At 69.0% G+C, this 17,939-nt stretch carries 17 protein-coding genes; 12 read left to right on the top strand and 5 right to left on the bottom strand.

The window, feature by feature from the left end:
* Positions 1-202 precede the first annotated feature (202 nt).
* Positions 203-1,627, top strand: coding sequence for an HNH endonuclease signature motif containing protein (locus ABD705_RS09840; protein ID WP_344783047.1), 1,425 nt, complete (start codon positions 203-205; stop codon positions 1,625-1,627).
* 69 nt (positions 1,628-1,696) lie between these two features.
* Here the strand turns inward: ABD705_RS09840 and ABD705_RS09835 are convergent, their stop codons facing one another.
* Entirely contained in the window at positions 1,697-2,350 is a 654-nt protein-coding gene (locus tag ABD705_RS09835; RefSeq protein ID WP_344783045.1) for a hypothetical protein, read from the bottom strand.
* A 77-nt stretch (positions 2,351-2,427) separates the two neighbouring features.
* Positions 2,428-3,699: a DUF445 domain-containing protein gene (locus ABD705_RS09830; protein ID WP_344783043.1), complete on the bottom strand. Its 1,272-nt coding sequence runs from the start codon at positions 3,697-3,699 to the stop codon at positions 2,428-2,430.
* Positions 3,700-3,746: 47 nt separating this feature from the next.
* Between ABD705_RS09830 and ABD705_RS09825 the strand changes: the two genes are divergently transcribed.
* Both ABD705_RS09825 and ABD705_RS09820 read left to right on the top strand, forming a co-directional pair.
* Complete coding sequence (locus tag ABD705_RS09825; protein WP_344783041.1) at positions 3,747-4,151, top strand: pilus assembly protein CpaE; 405 nt, start codon at positions 3,747-3,749, stop codon at positions 4,149-4,151.
* A 40-nt stretch (positions 4,152-4,191) separates the two neighbouring features.
* Positions 4,192-4,608 (top strand): DUF2255 family protein, encoded by a 417-nt coding sequence (locus ABD705_RS09820; RefSeq protein ID WP_344783039.1) that lies wholly within the window; start codon positions 4,192-4,194, stop codon positions 4,606-4,608.
* Between the two features lie 12 nt (positions 4,609-4,620).
* Here ABD705_RS09820 and ABD705_RS09815 read toward each other — a convergent pair whose 3' ends face one another.
* Positions 4,621-5,829 (bottom strand): MFS transporter, encoded by a 1,209-nt coding sequence (locus ABD705_RS09815; protein ID WP_344783037.1) that lies wholly within the window; start codon positions 5,827-5,829, stop codon positions 4,621-4,623.
* 348 nt (positions 5,830-6,177) lie between these two features.
* Between ABD705_RS09815 and nrdH the strand changes: the two genes are divergently transcribed.
* The 6 genes from nrdH to ABD705_RS09785 all read left to right on the top strand — a co-directional run bounded on the left by nrdH (position 6,178) and on the right by ABD705_RS09785 (position 11,066).
* On the top strand, positions 6,178-6,411 hold the full coding sequence (gene nrdH / locus ABD705_RS09810; RefSeq protein ID WP_344783035.1) for a glutaredoxin-like protein NrdH: 234 nt from the start codon (positions 6,178-6,180) through the stop codon (positions 6,409-6,411).
* Position 6,412: 1 nt separating this feature from the next.
* Positions 6,413-6,856, top strand: a complete 444-nt coding sequence (nrdI, locus tag ABD705_RS09805; RefSeq protein ID WP_344783033.1) for a class Ib ribonucleoside-diphosphate reductase assembly flavoprotein NrdI — start codon at positions 6,413-6,415, stop codon at positions 6,854-6,856.
* Positions 6,838-8,997: a class 1b ribonucleoside-diphosphate reductase subunit alpha gene (gene nrdE / locus ABD705_RS09800; protein WP_344783031.1), complete on the top strand. Its 2,160-nt coding sequence runs from the start codon at positions 6,838-6,840 to the stop codon at positions 8,995-8,997. The genes nrdI and nrdE overlap by 19 nt, the downstream gene beginning before the upstream one ends.
* Before the next feature lie 34 nt (positions 8,998-9,031).
* The gene (gene nrdF / locus ABD705_RS09795; RefSeq protein WP_344783030.1) at positions 9,032-10,009 is read left to right on the top strand and encodes a class 1b ribonucleoside-diphosphate reductase subunit beta; all 978 of its coding nucleotides are present in this window, start codon (positions 9,032-9,034) and stop codon (positions 10,007-10,009) included.
* 139 nt (positions 10,010-10,148) lie between these two features.
* Entirely contained in the window at positions 10,149-10,577 is a 429-nt protein-coding gene (locus ABD705_RS09790; protein ID WP_344783028.1) for a MarR family winged helix-turn-helix transcriptional regulator, read from the top strand.
* Between the two features lie 24 nt (positions 10,578-10,601).
* Positions 10,602-11,066, top strand: a complete 465-nt coding sequence (locus tag ABD705_RS09785) for a DUF3817 domain-containing protein (protein ID WP_344783026.1) — start codon at positions 10,602-10,604, stop codon at positions 11,064-11,066.
* Here ABD705_RS09785 and ABD705_RS09780 read toward each other — a convergent pair.
* Positions 11,023-12,129: a tellurite resistance/C4-dicarboxylate transporter family protein gene (locus ABD705_RS09780; protein WP_344783024.1), complete on the bottom strand. Its 1,107-nt coding sequence runs from the start codon at positions 12,127-12,129 to the stop codon at positions 11,023-11,025. The genes ABD705_RS09785 and ABD705_RS09780 overlap by 44 nt on opposite strands.
* A gap of 73 nt (positions 12,130-12,202) precedes the next feature.
* Here ABD705_RS09780 and ABD705_RS09775 point away from each other — a divergent pair, with 73 nt between their 5' ends.
* The 3 genes from ABD705_RS09775 to ABD705_RS09765 all read left to right on the top strand — a co-directional run bounded on the left by ABD705_RS09775 (position 12,203) and on the right by ABD705_RS09765 (position 16,474).
* Positions 12,203-13,051, top strand: a complete 849-nt coding sequence (locus tag ABD705_RS09775) for a hypothetical protein (protein WP_344783022.1) — start codon at positions 12,203-12,205, stop codon at positions 13,049-13,051.
* Between the two features lie 70 nt (positions 13,052-13,121).
* Entirely contained in the window at positions 13,122-15,707 is a 2,586-nt protein-coding gene (locus ABD705_RS09770; RefSeq protein WP_344783020.1) for an ATP-dependent Clp protease ATP-binding subunit, read from the top strand.
* Positions 15,704-16,474, top strand: coding sequence for an LLM class flavin-dependent oxidoreductase (locus ABD705_RS09765; RefSeq protein ID WP_344783018.1), 771 nt, complete (start codon positions 15,704-15,706; stop codon positions 16,472-16,474). The genes ABD705_RS09770 and ABD705_RS09765 overlap by 4 nt, the downstream gene beginning before the upstream one ends.
* Positions 16,475-16,501: 27 nt before the next feature.
* Here ABD705_RS09765 and ABD705_RS09760 read toward each other — a convergent pair whose 3' ends face one another.
* A complete protein-coding gene (locus tag ABD705_RS09760; protein ID WP_344783016.1) occupies positions 16,502-17,926 on the bottom strand; it encodes an MFS transporter in 1,425 nt (474 codons plus the stop codon).
* Between the last annotated feature and the right edge of the window lie 13 nt (positions 17,927-17,939).

The raw sequence follows: 17,939 nt of genomic DNA, 5'->3' as shown, positions 1-17,939 counted from the left end.
GCTCACGACGCGAATGTTCTCGACGTGGGATGTCGGGGGCCGGTGGGACGATATGGATGTTCGATAGTGGATGCCCCGACGCTATGAGTCCGTTGACGGGATAGAAGCCATGAAATCGCGGAATGAGCCACTTGGAGATCGCAGATAGGTACGATAGTATGAGGGTGCTCAGGTTCGAAACAGTGATCGATCGGAGAGCATCGTGGACGCAGCATCGGACGGGGTGTCCCCGGTCGTTTCGCAGCTGGATGGGCTGATCGACAGTCTGGGCGGTGCGCGTGCCCTGGCCGCGAACGCGTTCGCGACGGAGATGTACTTCTTCGCGAATGTCGCCGACATGGTCCAGCAGCGGGAGAGAGAACGCGCCGCCCGGCAGGACACGGGCGCGAAGGTGTCCGCGTCCCAGCTGGCGATGCGGGAGATCTACGCGGAGATCGGCGCCGCGCTACGGCTGTCGGAGTTCCAGGTGACCGCCCGCGTCAATCAGGCCCACACTCTGGCGCACAAGTTCTATGACACGTTGCGGGATGCAAGCAGTGGGCTCCTTTCGCCGCAGCATGCGCAGACCATCGCGGAGGTCGGTGGTGATCTGGATGATGACACTCTCCGTGGTGAGTATGAGCGTCTCGCGTTGGACATGGCGAGTGAGCTGACGCCGTCCCAGTTGCGGGACGCGCTGGAGTCAGTGGTGAACCAGCTGGACCCGGAGGGCACGCAGGAGCGCATCCGGCAGGCCGTCGCCCGACGCAGCGTCCGCAAACGCGCGGCGGGGCCCGGGGTGGGACAGTTGATCGTGACCGGTCCCGCGGCCGAGATCGAGGGTGCGTACCACCGGCTGCGCGACATCGCCGCACAAGTGCAGGCCGACAACGAAGCCGACGTGGCTGAGCACGCCGCCGCCGAAGCCGCACGTGAAGCCGTCGAGGGTGCGGGTGGGCCGAGCGGGTCGGGTTTCGTGGCCGATGATCGTACTCGAGGCCAGATCATGGCTGATGTGGCGTTGGATCTGTTGTTGACGTCCGCCCCGGACGGGCATGGCACCACCGAGCAACGCAGAACCGGGCTGGGCGCGATCCGGGCGACGGTGAACATCACCGTCCCCGCCGCGACCCTCACCACCGCGGGGGTCGGCGGTGCGCAGCTGGTGGGTGTCGGTGCCATCGATGACAAGACGGCGCGGCGCCTGGCCGGCACATCGGACACCTGGTACCGGTTCTTCATCGACCCGGCCACGGGGGTGCCGGTCAGTGTCGACAAACGGCATCCCTGCACGGCGCAGAAACGACTTCTGCGGGCTCGGGACGAGCATTGTCGATTCCCGGGCTGCCGACGGCCCGCCGAGAAATGCGACATCGACCATACGATCGCGCACCAGAATGGTGGTCCTACCGCGTTGTGGAATCTCGGCGACTTCTGCAAGCGCCATCACACCGTCAAGCACCACACCGACTGGACCGTGCAGCAACTGCCCGGCGGGGTGTTGCGTTTCATCGCACCTACGCGCCGCGTCCACACCACCCGACCACCCGGCGCCGTCAGATTCGTCCCCGACGATGTGCGACGCGCCACGCGACCACCCGGGTACGCCGATCCCCCTGTGCCCGAAGGCGATCCCGCACCCTTCTGAACGACACTCGAAGACGGTGGCGGCGGCACGGTCCACGAGCGCCGCGCCGAGGTGCGCGCCCGCACGGGCTCAGGCCCGAGCGGGCAGCAGCACGACCTCGCGGGTGCGGTCGGGCCACAGCACGGTGATCGCGTGGCCTCCGTCGGGGGCGGGCGCGAGCTCCACCTCGGGGATCGACAGCCCGGTGCGCAGGATGCGTATCGGCTTCTTGCCGCTGTCGGCGCTCTTCTCCTCGATCTGCGGCACCGCCGGGTCTTCGGCTCCCAGCCGCACCGCGATGATCATCGGGAAGCCCGTCGGCGGGTCGAGCACCGTCGCCGACGGCAGCGGCGACGGGCCGCCGGCGACGGCGAGCTCGCCGTCCCACGGCACGAGCATCCGCACCTCGGTGTGCACCGGCGTGCCATCGGCGTCGACGCGCACGTCGACGCCCTGGTGCACGTCGGTGATCGCCGGCTGTGCCCCGTCTGTCGCAGGCACGGCGTGCCCGGTCAGCCGCACTCCGTGCACGGCGTCATTCGCCGAGCCGCCGGCAGTGCTGTCGATGCGCAGCATCCGCAGCTGCCAGTCGCCGCGCGTCGCCGTGGCGGCCGTGATCACCACCGGCCCGAGCCGGCCGTCGAGCTCGGCCCATGGCAGCCACTCGGTCACCGCGCCGTCCGCGCCGAGCACGCCGGCGGCGTTGGCCGGCAGCCCCGCCGAATCCACGATCGCCGCGCTCATCCGCGCGGAACCTCGACATGACGCACGAGCGCAAGAGAGACCATGCCTCCATCATGCCGTCTCGCCCGGGTCGGATCTCACCCCAGTACCAGCTGCGCCACGGTGTAGATCGCCACGCCCGCCAGCGCCCCGATCACCGTGCCGTTCAGGCGGATGTACTGCAGGTCGCGGCCCACCATCAGCTCGATCTTCTCGGTCGTCTCGGCGGCATCCCACCGCTCGACGGTGTCGGTGATGATCGAGGCGATGTCGTGCCGGTAGCGGTCGACGGCGAACACGGCGGCATCGGTCACCCAGCCGTCCACGCGCCGCGCCAGCGCGGCCTCCGTCGTCAGCCGGTCGCCGATGTCGATCAGCGCGGCACGGGCGCGCTGACGCAGCCCGCTGCCCGGGTCGGCGAGGGATGCCAGCAGCCCGCTCTTGGCGGTCTCCCACGTGCGCGCCGCCAGCTCGCGCACCCGCGGGCTGTCGAACATCGCCGACTTGGCGTCTTCGACGCGGCCGATCATCGCCGGGTCGTGCTGCAGCCGGTCGGCCAAGCGCAGCAGATACCCGTCGATCGCGTGCCGCGCCGGGTGGTCGGGGTCGGCCTGCACGGCACGGGCGAAACCGACCGCCTCGCGGTAGACGGTGTCGTCCACGAACCGGTGCGCCAGGTGCGGCACCCACGACGGCAGCCGACGCGAGACCAGGCCCGCGAACGCGGCCTGGTTGGCGTCCAGCCACGACACGACGCTGTCCACGGCGAGGTCGACGGCGCCGCGCTGCGCACCGGCATCCAGCACCCGCGTCAGCCACCCGCCCGCCGGCGGCCCCCACTCCGGTGCGATCAGATGCTCGCGGGCGAGGTCTTCGATGAGCTCCTGCACGTCGGCGTCCGACAGCGCCCGCAACACGCCCGAGGCCATCGCCGAGCCCTCCGCCGCGACCCGCTCGGCGTTGCGCGGCTCGGCCAGCCAGCGGCCCAGCCGCGCGGCGATCGAGGTCGACTCGAGCTTGGTGCGCACGACGGTGCCGGAGAGGAAGTTCGTCTCGACGAATTCGCCCAGGGTGCGGCCGATCTCGTCCTTGCGGGTCGGGATGATCGCGGTGTGCGGGATGGGCAGGCCGAGTGGGTGCCGGAACAGCGCCGTGACGGCGAACCAGTCCGCCAGCGCGCCGACCATGCCCCCTTCGGTCGCCGCGCGCACATAGGCGAGCCATCCGAAGCGCTCCTGGAACAGGAACGCGAACACGAACACGACGGCCAGCAGCAGCAGTGCACCCAGCGCGATGGCCTTCATGCGGCGCAGCGCCCTCCGGCGCGCCCGGTCGGCGGGGCTCAGCAGAGCGGTCGGAGTGCGCGCCATGGCGCCATCCTCGCATGGCGCACGGGTTCGCCCGGTACCCTGGCGGCGTGATCTCCACCGAGCTGGCCCGTGCGCTGCGCGACGCCGGGCTGAAGTGGCAGCCGCGCTCGGGCGACCGCTTTCAGCTGGACGAGCCCGAGTTCGAGGCCGACGTGTTCACCGTCAGCGAGATGACGATCGAGGCGCGGCGGTATCCGACCGGCAGCATCCTCAGCTTCAACGGCACCACCGAGTGGGCGCTGGATTCGGTCGCGCAGGAGGAGGCCCTGTGGCTGCCCGGCGAAGAACAGCTGCGCGAGCTGCTGCGCGGCACGTTCACGGCGCTGCGCCGCCGGCCCGACACGTACGAGGTCGAGATCCGGATCGCGGGGCGGCTGCAGGTGTTCGAGCACCCCGAAGTGTCGGATGCCTATGCCCTCGCGCTGCTGGAATTGATGCGCCACGCGCAGTGATCGCCGTCGGGCGCGCGCTCGGCGGGCTAACCTCGCGGGTATGGGCTTCGACGACATCGTGCAGGCATTGGATGAGACGGCCGTGGTCGCGGTGGTCACCTCGACACCCGGCGGCAAGAAGGTGGCCACGCCGATCTGGGCGATGGTGATCGACGGCGTGCCCTATGTGCGATCGGTCTACGGCGCCGACGCGGCGTGGTACCGGCATGTGGTCTCGGGGCGGCCGGTGGAGTTCGTGCTCGGCGACGGATCGCTCGCCGAGCGGGATCGCACGGCCGCACTCGAGCTTGCGCGCGCGCAGGTTTCCACCGTCTACGTGCCGGTGGACGACGGCGTGCAGGGGGACATCGACGACGAGCTGCGGCGCAAGTACGCCGGCCAGCCGTCGTCGGTCGCGGCGATGCTGACCGACGCCGCCCGTTCGTGCACATTGCGGATCGAACCCGCGGCCGGGTGAGGCCGGCGCCGCTCACGACGTGATGGTGGCGACCGGTGCGGTGTCGGGGATGGGACTCGGGTCGCGGAAGCGCAGGTCGGGGAACCCGCGGACGAACACCACGCACACGAGCACTCCGGCGGCGGCGAAGCCCGCCGCCGTCCAATAGGCGCCGCCGGGACCGGCGCTGTCGATCAGGAACCCGGCGATCGCCGACCCGGCCGCGGCGCCGATGAGCTGGCCCGTGTTGACCCAGCCGAACGCCTCGGCGGTGTCGCTGAACTTGACGCTGGCGGTGGTCATGGCCGAGATCACCGCGAACGCGGGCGCGACGCCGATCCCGGCGATCAGCAGCGAGCCGCTGATCCACCACACGTTCAGGAACATCGTCGCGAGGATCAGGCCCACCAGCACGATCGCCATCCGGCGCGCCATCGCCCAGCGGCCCATCGCGATGTTGCCCGAGACGAGTCCGCCGACGAGGCTGCCGATCGCGAAGACGGCCAGCACCAGCCCGGCCTCCACGCCGCCGCCGCCGAAGGCGGCCACCACGCCCGCCTCCACCGCCGCGCAGGCGCCGATCAGCAGGAAGCCGACGAGCGTGGCCAGCAGCACCGGCGGCCGGCTGAGCACGGTGCCGAACCGGCGCCGGCTGCGCGGGATGCGCACCTGCCCGAGCTCGGGGGAGAGGATGAACCACGCCCCGCCGGCCAACAGGATCACCACTATCAGCATGAGACCCGCGACGGTGCTGACCTGCGTCGAGACCAGGGTGACCACCACCGGTGCCAGGATCCAGATGAGCTCCTGCAGCGAGGCATCCAATGCGAACAGCGGCGTGAGCTGGCGGGAGTTGACCATCTTCGGGTAGATCGTGCGCACCGCCGGCTGCACCGGAGGGGTGGACAGCCCGGCCAGCAGGCCCAGCAGCATGACCACCGGCAGCGGTACCGCCAGCAGGGCGATGCCGGCCACGGCAGCCGCGCACACCAGCGTCGTGAGGGTGAGCACCCGGCGCATGCCCCACAGGCCCATCCACCGGCTCGTGATGGGGCCGGCCACGGCCTGGCCCACCGACGCCGCCGCCAGCACGAGGCCGGCGGCGCCGTATGAGCCGGTGGCGTGCTCGACATGCAGCAGGATCGCCAGGCTCGTCATCCCCGACGGGAAGCGCGCCGTCAGCTGTGCGGCGATGATGCGCCCGACACCCTGCGTGCGAAGAAGATCCCGGTATCCCGCCACGGGTCAACGTTACCGACCCGGCCGGGCGCGTGCGACACGCCGAAGAGCGCTGTCCACAGGAAATCGGATGTCGGAACCGGCTCGTATCGTGCGGCCTGTGGATGGATTCGTCCGCGCCTGGCGAAAAGCGCATGATCCTGGCCTTTTCGAGTGTGCTGAGAATGGTCCCGGCTGTGGATGAATCGGTGGACAAGTTGTGTTGTACATGGGGAGAGCGGTGGAAAACTACACGGATGTAACTACTATCCCTTGTGGTGCTTCCCGATGTCGGCACCCATATGTAGTATTGGAGCTCCGGCGGGGGGACTGCCGGAACAGACGGACCGAATGAGGGGAGACGCAGTCGAAATGGCTATCACGGTCTACACGAAGCCTTCGTGCGTGCAGTGCAACGCGACCTACCGCGCACTGGACTCGAAGGGCATCGAATACGAGGTGCACGACCTCACCGAAGACGCGGACGCACTGGCGCAGGTCAAGGCGCTGGGCTACCTGCAGGCGCCCGTCGTGGTCACCGACGAAGGCCACTGGTCGGGCTTCCGCCCCGACAAGATCGACGAGCTCGCCGCCCGTCTGGTCTGACATGCACACCGCGGTGGCGGCGCCGCTTCTGGTCTACTTCTCCAGCGTCTCCGGCAACACGGCCCGCTTCGTCGAGAAGCTGGGGCTGCCGGCCAAGCGCATCCCGCTGCACATGGGTCCGCACAGCACGGAAGAGTTCCTGAAGGTCGACGAGCCCTTCGTGCTGGTTACCCCGACGTACGGCGGCGGGCAGGGGCGGGGCGAAGAGAAGGGCTCGGTGCCCAAGCAGGTCATCAAGTTCCTCAACGATGAGGACAACCGCAAGTGGATCCGCGGAGTCATCTCCGCCGGCAACACCAACTTCGGTCAGGCGTTCTGCCTGGCCGGAGAGATCATCAGCCGCAAGTGCAACGTGCCGCACTTGTATCGGATCGAAGTTTTCGGCACGCCTGAGGACGTCGCCCGCGTGGGCGACGGATTGGAACGATGGTGGAAGCAGCACTGACGGACACGACGTCCTTTAAGACCGATGCCCGTTTCGACGGCATGGATTACCACGCGTTGAACGCGATGCTGAACCTGTACGACGCGGACGGCAACATCCAGTTCGACGCCGACAAGCGCGCCGCGCAGGAATACTTCCTGCAGCACGTGAACCAGAACACGGTGTTCTTCCACTCGCTCAAGGAGCGGCTGGACTACCTGGTCGAGAAGGAGTACTACGAGCCCGAGGTGCTCGCCAAGTACTCGTTCGAGTTCATCCAGGAGCTCAACGACTACGCGTACGGCAAGAAGTTCCGCTTCTCCACGTTCCTGGGCGCGTTCAAGTACTACACCAGCTACACGCTGAAGACCTTCGACGGCAAGCGCTACCTGGAGCGGTTCGAGGACCGCGTCCTGATGACGGCGCTGGGCCTGGCCGACGGCGACGAGAAGGTCGCCCGCGATCTCGTCGATGAAATCGTCTCGGGTCGCTTCCAGCCGGCCACCCCGACTTTCCTGAACACCGGCAAGGCGCAGCGCGGCGAGCTCGTCAGCTGCTTCCTGCTGCGCATCGAAGACAACATGGAGTCGATCGCCCGCGGCATCAACTCGGCGCTGCAGCTGAGCAAGCGCGGCGGCGGCGTGGCACTGCTGCTGTCGAACATCCGCGAGTCGGGGGCGCCGATCAAGCAGATCGAGAACCAGTCCTCCGGCATCATCCCGGTCATGAAGCTGCTCGAAGACAGCTTCAGCTACGCGAACCAGCTGGGCGCGCGTCAGGGCGCCGGCGCGGTGTACCTGAACGCGCACCACCCCGACATCATGCGGTTCCTGGACACCAAGCGCGAGAACGCCGACGAGAAGATCCGCATCAAGACGCTGAGTCTGGGCGTGGTCGTGCCGGACATCACGTTCGAGCTGGCCCGCGGCGGCGAAGACATGTACCTGTTCTCGCCGTACGACGTCGAGAAGGTCTACGGGGTGCCGTTCGGTGACATCTCGGTCACCGAGAAGTACCGCGAGATGGTCGATGACCCGCGCATCAAGAAGACGAAGATCTCGGCGCGCGAGTTCTTCCAGACCCTCGCCGAGATCCAGTTCGAGTCCGGCTATCCGTACATCATGTTCGAAGACACCGTGAACAAGGCCAACCCCATCAAGGGCCGGATCAACATGTCGAACCTGTGCAGCGAGATCCTGCAGGTGAACACGCCGACCACGTACCACGAGGACCTGTCCTACGACCAGATCGGCAAGGACATCTCGTGCAACCTGGGCTCGATGAACATCGCGCTGGCGATGGACGGCGGCGACCTGGCCAAGTCGGTCGAGACGGCCATCCGGGGGCTGACCGCGGTCAGCAACCAGAGCCACATCGCCTCGGTGCGTTCGATCGAGGACGGCAACGACCGGTCGCATGCGATCGGCCTGGGGCAGATGAACCTGCACGGGTACCTGGCCCGCGAGCACGTGCACTACGGGTCGGAAGAGGGCCTGGACTTCACGAACATCTATTTCTACACCGTGCTCTACCACGCGCTGCGGGCGTCGAACAGGATCGCCATCGAGCGCGCGGAGACCTTCGACGGGTTCGCGGACTCGACGTATGCGTCGGGGGAGTTCTTCGACAAGTACGTGGAGCGCGAGTGGGCGCCCGAGACCGAGAAGGTCAAGGAGCTGTTCGCCGGGCACCAGATCCCCACTCAGGCCGACTGGGCCGCGCTGAAGGCATCCGTCATGGAGCACGGCATCTACAACCAGAACCTGCAGGCGGTGCCGCCGACCGGATCGATCTCGTACATCAACAACTCGACGAGCTCGATCCACCCGATCGTCTCGAAGATCGAGATCCGCAAGGAGGGCAAGCTCGGTCGTGTCTACTACCCGGCGCCGTTCATGACGAACGAGAACCTGGAGTACTACCAGGACGCGTACGAGATCGGCCCGGAGAAGATCATCGACACGTACGCCGCGGCCACCCAGCACGTGGACCAGGGGCTGAGCCTGACGCTGTTCTTCAAGGACACCGCCACCACCCGCGACGTCAACAGGGCGCAGATCTACGCCTGGCGCAAGGGCATCAAGACCCTCTACTACATCCGTGTGCGTCAGATGGCGCTGGAAGGCACGGAGGTGGACGGTTGCGTCTCGTGCATGTTGTGACGCCGGCATCCGCATCAGATCAAGGACAGATGAAATGACACCCGAACCGCTCAAGCTCCTGGAGACCGTCCAGGCGATCAACTGGAACCGCATCGAGGACGAGAAGGACCTCGAAGTGTGGCACCGTCTCACCGGCAACTTCTGGCTGCCCGAGAAGGTGCCGCTGTCCAACGACGTGCAGTCGTGGGGCACGCTCACCCCCGACGAGAAGCTCGTCACGATGCGGGTCTTCGCCGGCCTGACGCTGCTGGACACGATCCAGGGCACCGTCGGCGCCGTGTCGCTGATCCCGGACGCGATCACCCCGCACGAGGAGGCGGTGTACACCAACATCGCGTTCATGGAGTCGGTGCACGCCAAGAGCTATTCGTCGATCTTCTCGACGCTGGCCTCGACGAAGGAGATCGACGAGGCGTTCCGCTGGTCGAACGAGAACGTCAATCTGCAGCGCAAGGCGCGGATCGTCATGGAGTACTATCGCGGCGACGACCCGCTCAAGCGCAAGGTGGCGTCGACCCTGCTCGAGTCCTTCCTGTTCTACTCGGGCTTCTACCTGCCGATGTACTTCTCCTCGAAGGCGAAGCTCACCAACACCGCCGACATCATCCGGCTGATCATCCGCGACGAAGCCGTGCACGGCTACTACATCGGCTACAAGTTCCAGAAGGGACTCGAGAAGGTCGACGAGGCGCGGCGGCAGGACCTGAAGGACTACACCTTCTCACTGCTGTACGAGCTGTACGACAACGAGGTGCAATACACCCAGGACCTCTACGACGGCGTCGGGCTGACCGAGGACGTCAAGAAGTTCCTGCACTACAACGCGAACAAGGCGCTGATGAACCTCGGCTACGAGGCGATGTTCCCGTCGACGACGACCGACGTGAACCCGGCGATCCTCTCGGCGCTGTCACCCAACGGCGACGAGAACCACGACTTCTTCTCGGGATCGGGCTCGTCGTACGTGATGGGCAAGGCCGAGGCCACGGAAGACGAGGACTGGGACTTCTGACAGTCGCTGAGGCCCTCGGCGCGCTCGCCGCCGGCTGCCGTAGCGATCTCGGTGACGTTCGGCAGCCGCAGCAGCGTGCCGGCCGCGTCGAAGCCGAGATCAGCGCGGGGCATGCGGCGCCCCCGGCTACGATTGAGCCATGCCCCAGCGCCCGCCGTTCTCGCCCATCATCTCGCTGCTGACGGTCGCCAGCATCTGGGACGGGCAGCTCAACAAGCAGTTGAAGGACCTGGGGCTGACCACCCGCAAGTACGGGCTGCTCGCGCACATCCAGGCCACGCCCGGCATCTCGTTCTCAGAGCTGGCCCGCCGCGCGCAGATCACGGTGCAGACCGCACACACCGCGGTGCGTGCGCTCGTCGACGACGGCCTGGCGGCAGACGCCACGGCCCACGCGGGTGCGGCATCCGACCTCCGCGTCACGCAGCGGGGCACCGACGCGCTCGCCGAGGCGGATGCGCGCCTGGCTGCGCTGGATCGGGCATTCGCCCATGGGGCACCGCCGCTGGCGGGGGCGCTGGAAGGCCTGCACGAGGAACCGTTCGGAGAGGATCTTCAGGAACGCTGACGATGTTTCAGCTATACTGAAGGTGTGTTCACCACCCCCACGACTCTCTATCGCACGTTCGCGATCGCCGAAGCGATCTCGTGGACGTTGCTGATCACCGCCCTCATCCTGCGCGCCACCGCGGGCCTGGCCGCTGCGGTCATGATCGGCGGCGGCATCCACGGCTTCGTGTTCCTCTGCTACGGCGCGACGGCCATCCTGGTCGCCAAGAACAACCGCTGGCGGCCCGGGCCCACGATCCTCGCCCTGGTCAGCGCGATCGTGCCCTATGCGACGATCCCGGTCGAGATCTGGCTGCACCGCAAGGGCCTGCTCGCCGGTGCCTGGCGCAGGCAGGCGACCGACGACCCGCGCGATCGCACCTGGCACGACCGGCTGCTGCGCTTCTTCCTGATGCGGCCGATGCTGCTGGGGGGACTTGCCGTCGTCGCCGTCGCCGGCCTGTTCACCGTGCTGCTGGTGATCGGCCCTCCGGGCGGTCGAGCCTGACGTCATCCGGCCGCGGTGCGCGCAGCACCGTGCGCCACAGGTTCAGCAGCATCGCGACGAACGTGACGATCCACGCCGCGAACGCGACCCAGCTCTCGGCGAAGCCGATCGCGTGCATGATCGGCAGCTTGTCGACGTCGCCGAGGAACTGCGACCCCACGCCGTACATGCCCAGTGGGAAGATGATGCTCCACAGCGTCGCCTCGTAGCGGAACCGGATGCGGTGGCGCACGTGCCGCCACAGCCCGGCCATGATCAGCGGCGGGATCAGCCAGGTGCCGAACGCCCAGAAGAACACCGCCGCGCCGGCGATCAGGCCACGCGTGGCATCCACCATCGGGGCGTTGTCCATCATCACGATGCGCGCGCCGGCGACCACGGTGATGGCGGTCGCACCCATCGCCACCCAATACGGGGGAGTGAGGTCCTCGGGCCGGAACGGCGCCGTCAGCATCCGCACGCCGACGAACACGCCCACCGCGCAGTACAGGAACGTGCCCACCGACCACGAGAACACGGCCAGCAGCGCCAGCGGAGCCCGCCACGCCACGAACTCGACTTCGAGGGTCGCCGCCAGCACCGCGATCGACTGGCTGGCCACCGCCCAGATGAACCAGGTGCCGTTGGCGGTCGTGATCGGCTGCGCCTTGCGATCGCCGAGCACGGCCGTCCACGGCACCGTGTAGCCGAACGCTATCCACGCCAGCGCACCCAGCAGCATCAGCACCACAGCGATCGCGTGATACCCGTTCTCCTGACTGAGCCGGCTGCCCAGCACGCAGGTCGCCGCCACGAATGTGAAGAAGCCGAATGCGCGCGCCGGGTCGGCGAAGTCTTCGGCCATGTTCGACCAGTGCCGTGCCACGCGCACCAGGTTCAGCACGATCAGCACGACATAGGCCACGGCGGCGATGACCAGCAGCACCAGCGACACGGTCACCCAGTTGTTGGTGCGCATGCCGATCGAGACGATGCCGGTGGCCATCACCAGTGCGAAGTAGCCGGGGGTCAGCCCCGCCACCGCGGCGTCGGCGCGGGCGGACAGGGTGGATGGCGTGGGCACGCCACCAGGCTAGCGGTCGCGATGGCGGCGATGTGGACCGCCGTGCGGGCATCCGGTGGTGCAGGATGGCGGTATGCGGCTGACCAGCACGTCGACCCAGCGCACCTATCGGTACGTGCGCATCGGGATCATCGGGGCGGTGGTCGTGCTGGCGGTCACGCTGACCCTCGTGTTCGTCTTCGAGGGCCCGCAGCCCAGCATCAGCGCGGTCTACTACACGGACGGCCGCACCGTGTTCACCGGCGTCCTGTTCGCCGTCGCCCTGGGACTGCTCACCCTCGCCGGCCACAGCGTCGAGCAGATCCTGCTGGGGATCGCCGCGCTGTACGCGCCGATCATCGCGATCGTGCCGACGCCGCACCGGGGGCCGGACCTGCCGAACGCGGGCATCTCCTGCCCGGGGCTCCCCGGGTGCGTGCCCGATATCGGTCCGGAGCGCATCGGCATCCTCACTGTCGTCATCGCCGGGGCGCTGGGCATCGCGGCGGCGGCGATCATCACCCGCCGCGAGCGCACGCTGACGCCGGGCACTGTCGCGGGCCTGGTCGCGTGCGCCGCGACGGTGATCGGGGTGCTGGTGTGGCTGCTGGTGGGCCCCGCATCGCTGCTGGCGCTCGGGCATCTGGTCGCCGCCGGGATCTTCTTCATGCTGATGACGGCCGTCGCGGTGATCTCGGCCGTCGTCGCGGCGCCCCGCTGGCGCGTGGTCTATGCGATCGTGGCGATCGGGATGGCGGCGGCGCTGGTGCTGCTGGGGTTCGGCTTCACGGCAGCGGGCGGGCCGCCACTGGTGCTGATCGGCGAAGCCGTGCTGATCGTGCTGTTCGGCGCGTTCTGGATCGCGCAGACCGTGCAGAAGTGGAACGAGGTCGATCCGGCGCTGCTGCCGGCGGGTGGAATACCTCACCCGGCCTCGCGTTGAACTTGATAACCATGTGCTCAAGTTTGTAATCTTGACGCAGCAAGACTCAAGTTTTCGAGGAGATCCCCGCATGAACGACGACGGAACACCCCCGGTCTCGGGCCCGCACGACAACGCAGCCGCGTTCGACGACTTCCTCGCGCGCTACCTCGCCGGTGAGCGCGCGCGGCAGCAGCGTTCCATCGACCTCAGCCGCTTCCTGACGGCGCGCTCGCAGGAGATCCTGCAGCACGCCGCCCAGTTCGCCCTGGAGCGCGGTCAGCGCGAGGTCGACACGCTGCACGTGCTGCGCGTGCTGATGGGCGTGGATGCCGCGCGCGAGGCCGTGCAGCGCATCGGCGCCGACCCCGACGCGATCGCGCGCGCGACCGAGTCGCGGCTGCCGGCTGCCGGCACCGCCGGTGACAATGTGGACGGCGCTGTCGTGACGCCGTCCCTGCAGCGCGCCCTGTTCCACGCCTTCCAGGTCGCCCGCTCGTCCGGTTCCACCTACGTCGAGCCCGAGCACCTGTTCTTCGCCCTGGTGCTGAGCCAGGACACGCCTGCCGGCCAGGTGCTCGAGCGGGCCGGCGTCACCGCCGAGTCGCTCACCCAGCCCGCGCGCGAGACCGTGCGCCCGGGTGCCCCCGGTGCCGCGGGCCAGGCCCCGACGGCGTCGCAGACGCCGATGCTCGACCAGTTCAGCACCGACCTGACCGCCATGGCCGAGGCCGGTGCCCTGGATCCGGTGATCGGCCGATCCGACGAGATTGAGCAGACCATCGAGATCCTCTCGCGCCGCACCAAGAACAACCCGGTGCTGGTCGGCGAGGCCGGCGTCGGCAAGACGGCGATCGTGGACGGGCTGGCGCGCGCGATCGTGGCGAACCAGGTGCCCGAGCAGCTGCGCGGCAAGCGCGTGCTCGAGCTCGACCTGCCCGGCATGCTCGCCGGCACGCGCTACCGCGGTGACTTCGAAGAGCGCCTGACCAAGACGATGGACGAGATCGCCACGCACAACGCCGAGAACAAGGGCGGCGAGTACATCATCTTCATCGACGAGGTGCACACCGTCGTCGGCGCCGGCGGCGGGGGAGACGGCGGCAGCATGGACGCCGGCAACATCCTCAAGCCCCGCCTGGCCCGCGGCGACCTGCACCTGATCGGCGCCACGACGTTGAACGAGTATCGCAAGATCGAGAAGGACGCCGCGCTGGAGCGCCGCTTCCAGCCGGTCAAGGTCGGCGAGCCCAGCGTCGAAGACGCCGTGCTCATCCTGCAGGGCCTGAAGAGCGCGTACGAGCTGCACCACGGCGTGACCTACACCGACGCCGCGCTGCGCGCGGCCGTCGAGCTCAGCGACCGCTACCTGACCGAGCGGGTGCTGCCCGACAAGGCCATCGACCTGATCGACCAGGCCGGTGCGCGGCTGCGGCTGCGCCTGGGCCTGCAGGCCGACGCGGCCGTGCTCATGCAGCGCCTGGCCGACCTCGAGGCGGAGAAGAACGCCGCCGTCTCGGCCGAGCACTACGAGGACGCGTCGCGGCTGCGCGACGAGATCGCCGACGTGCAGCACAAGCTCGACGAGGTCGCCACCGGCGCCGGCGGCGCCCGGGCCGAAGCGGTCGTGGACGAGCCCGAGATCGCCGGCGTGATCAGCCGTGCCACCGGCATCCCGGTCAGCCGGCTCACCGAGAGCGAGCGCGACCGGCTCGCGGTGCTCGAGGACGAGCTGCACGAGCGCGTCATCGGGCAGGACGAAGCCGTGGCCGCCGTGGCCAAGGCCGTGCGGCGCAACCGCACCGGCATGGGCGACGCGCATCGGCCGATCGGATCGTTCCTGTTCCTGGGCCCGACCGGCGTCGGCAAGACCGAGCTGGCCAAGGCGCTCGCGCAGTCGCTGTTCGACGACGAGAGCGCCGTCATCCGGTTCGACATGAGCGAGTTCAGCGAGCGGCACACCGCCGCGCGTCTGGTCGGTGCCCCTCCCGGCTACGTCGGCTACGACGAGGCCGGCCAGCTCACCGAGCGGGTGCGGCGCAACCCGTATTCGGTCGTGCTGTTCGACGAGATCGAGAAGGCCCACCCGGATGTCTTCAACCTGCTGCTGCAGGTGCTCGACGACGGGCGGCTCACCGACGGGCAGGGCCGCACGGTCGACTTCCGCAACACTGTCGTCGTGATGACCTCGAACCTGGGCGGCGAGTTCCTGGCCGCGCGGGGCGGGGCGATCGGCTTCCTCGCCGACGGCGGCGGCGCGACCGGCTTCGGGTCCGAGAAGGATCTGCGCGACCGGGTCTTCGCCAAGCTGCGCGAGGCGATGCGGCCGGAGTTCCTCAACCGCATCGATGAGATCGTGCTGTTCCGCAAGCTCGACCAGGAGCAGCTGCGCGACATCGTCCGGCTGCTGCTGCAGGCCACCGCCCAGCGCCTGCACTGGCGCGAGATCACCTTCGAGGCCACCGACGCCGCGGTGCTGTGGCTGGCCGAGCACGGCTACCAGCCCGAGTACGGGGCCCGGCCGCTGCGGCGGCTGATCCAGCGCGAGGTGGACGACAAGATCGCCGACCTGTTCGTCTCGGGCGAGCTGGTCGACGGTGCCGCGGTGCGGGTGGATGCCATCGCCGATGAGCTCGTCGTGGCGGCCGTGCCCGGCGGTGGCACACTCGAGGGATGAGCACCGCACGGGTTTCGATGGGAGTGGCCGGCACGCTCGGCCCGGACGCGATCGCGAAGATCGCGGTCGCGGCCGAGCGTGCCGGTCTGTATGCGCTGTGGGTCAACGACACGCCGGGCGGTGATTCGCTGGCGGCGCTGCGGGCAGCGTCCGCCGTCACCGACCGCCTCGTCCTGGCCACCGGGGTGATCCCGTTCGACCGCTACTCGGCGGACGACATCGCCGCCGGCGCGACGGGGCTTGCGGCCGGGCGACTCGTGCTCGGCGTCGGCTCCGGCCAGCTCGCCGGGCCGGTGCTGAGCCGCGTGGGCGACGGCGTCGCGCAGCTGAAGGCCCGCACGGGGGCGCGGGTCGTCGTCGGCGCCCTCGGCCCGAAGATGCGTCGGCTGGCCGCGGCATCCGCCGACGGGCCGCTGCTGAGCTGGCTGACGCCGCAGATCGCCGCCGCCCAGGCGGACGAGGCGCACGGCGTGTCGCCGGCGGCGCACGTGGCGCTCTACATCCGCGCGGCGCTCGAGGACGAGGGGATGCCGCGGCTGGTCGCCGAGACCGGGCGCTACGCCGCGTTGCCGAAATACGCCGCGAACTTCGCGCGGCTGCGGATTGCGGCATCCGACACCGTGATCACGCCCGCAGATGCCGCAGTCGTGGTTCCCGCGTACCGCGCGGCGGTCGACGAGATCGTGCTGCGCGCGGTGACGGGTGCCGACGACGTGGGCGCATACCTGCGCTTCGCCGAGCAGGCCGGCGAATTCGAGGTCGGCTGACGTCCGACCGCGCTGAGCTGGCTGCGCTCACCTGACTGCCGGCTCGCCGGGCGCGGGCTCGTCGACGATCGGCACATGCGGGATCAGGGCCGTGCAGACGATCAGGATGAGCGCCGAGACGGCCACGCCGATGAACACGGCCGTCGACCCGGCCTGCACGGCCGTCGCGCTCTGCGACCCGCCGCGCGCGCCGATCACCGAGTTCGCGATCGCGCCGTAGACCGCCACGCCCAGTGAGCTGCCCACCGAGCGGGCCAGCATGTTGGTGCCCGAGGCGACGCCGCGCTGGCGCAGACCCACCGACGACTGCGCGGCGATCAGCGCCGGGTTGGCGACCAGGCCCAGCCCGAGCCCGACCACGAAGCAGCCCAGGGCCGTCAGCAGGGCCGACGGCGTCGCCGAGAACACCGTCAGCATGAGCGCCCCCACGACGCTGAGCACGCTGCCGATCACCGCCGTGTTGCGGAACCCGATGCGCAGATAGAAGCGCCCCGCCAGCGCGCCGCTGATCGGCCAGCCCAGGCTCAGCACCGCCACGGCCAGTCCCGCCAGCAGCGGGACGGCGCCGGCGGAGGTCTCCAGGAACGTGGGCACGAAGGAGGTCAGGCCGATCAGCACCACGCCCACCACCAGCGACGCGGCGGCCGTGGTCATCACGACGCGGCTGCCGAAGACCCAGGGCGCCAGCACCGGGTCGGCGGCCCGCCGCTCGACCAGACCGAACACCACCAGCAGCACGACCGCCGACGAGAAGCATCCGATGCTCTGCCAGCTGTCCCACGCCCAGCTCTGGCCGCCCTCCAGCACGCCCAGCACGAGCAGCACCAGGCCGGCGGTCAGAAGTGCCGCGCCGGTGAGGTCGATGCGCGCCCGCTGCCGCTCGAACGTCTCGTGATAGCTGCGCTGCAGCATCCACATCGCCAGCAGGCACAGCGGCACGTTCACCCAGAAGATCCACCGCCAGGAGAAGAACTGCGCGAACACGCCGCCCAGCGTCGGGCCGGCCACCGACGAGATCGCCCAGACGCTGGCCAGGTACGCCTGCGCCGTGGCGCGCTCGCGCACCGTGTAGATGTCGCCGGCGATCGTCATGCTCGACGGGGTGATCGCGCCCGCGCCCAGCCCCTGCACGGCGCGGAACGCGATCAGCGCCGTCATGCTCCAGGCGTTCGCGGCCAGGATCGACCCGACCAGGAACAGCGCGATGCCGAACATCATGACCGGCTTGCGGCCGAACGTGTCGCAGAGCTTCGCATACACCGGCACCGAGGCGGCCTGCCCGAGCAGATAGATCGAGAACAGCCAAGGGAACTGGCTGAACCCACCGAGGCTGTGCACGATGGTCGGCACGGCCGTGGCCAGGATCGTCGAATCGATCGCGATCAGGAACGTGCCGAGCATCAGGGAGAGCAGGATGGCGCCGCGATCTCCGCGCAGCCCGACGGTGCCCATCACCCGCTCCCGT

The sequence above is a fragment of the Microbacterium kribbense genome (assembly GCF_039537285.1).
In the GTDB taxonomy this organism is placed as follows: Bacteria; Actinomycetota; Actinomycetes; order Actinomycetales; family Microbacteriaceae; genus Microbacterium; species Microbacterium kribbense.
Note: the sequence above shows the minus strand (reverse complement) of the source record. Positions and strands in the feature narration are given on the sequence as shown.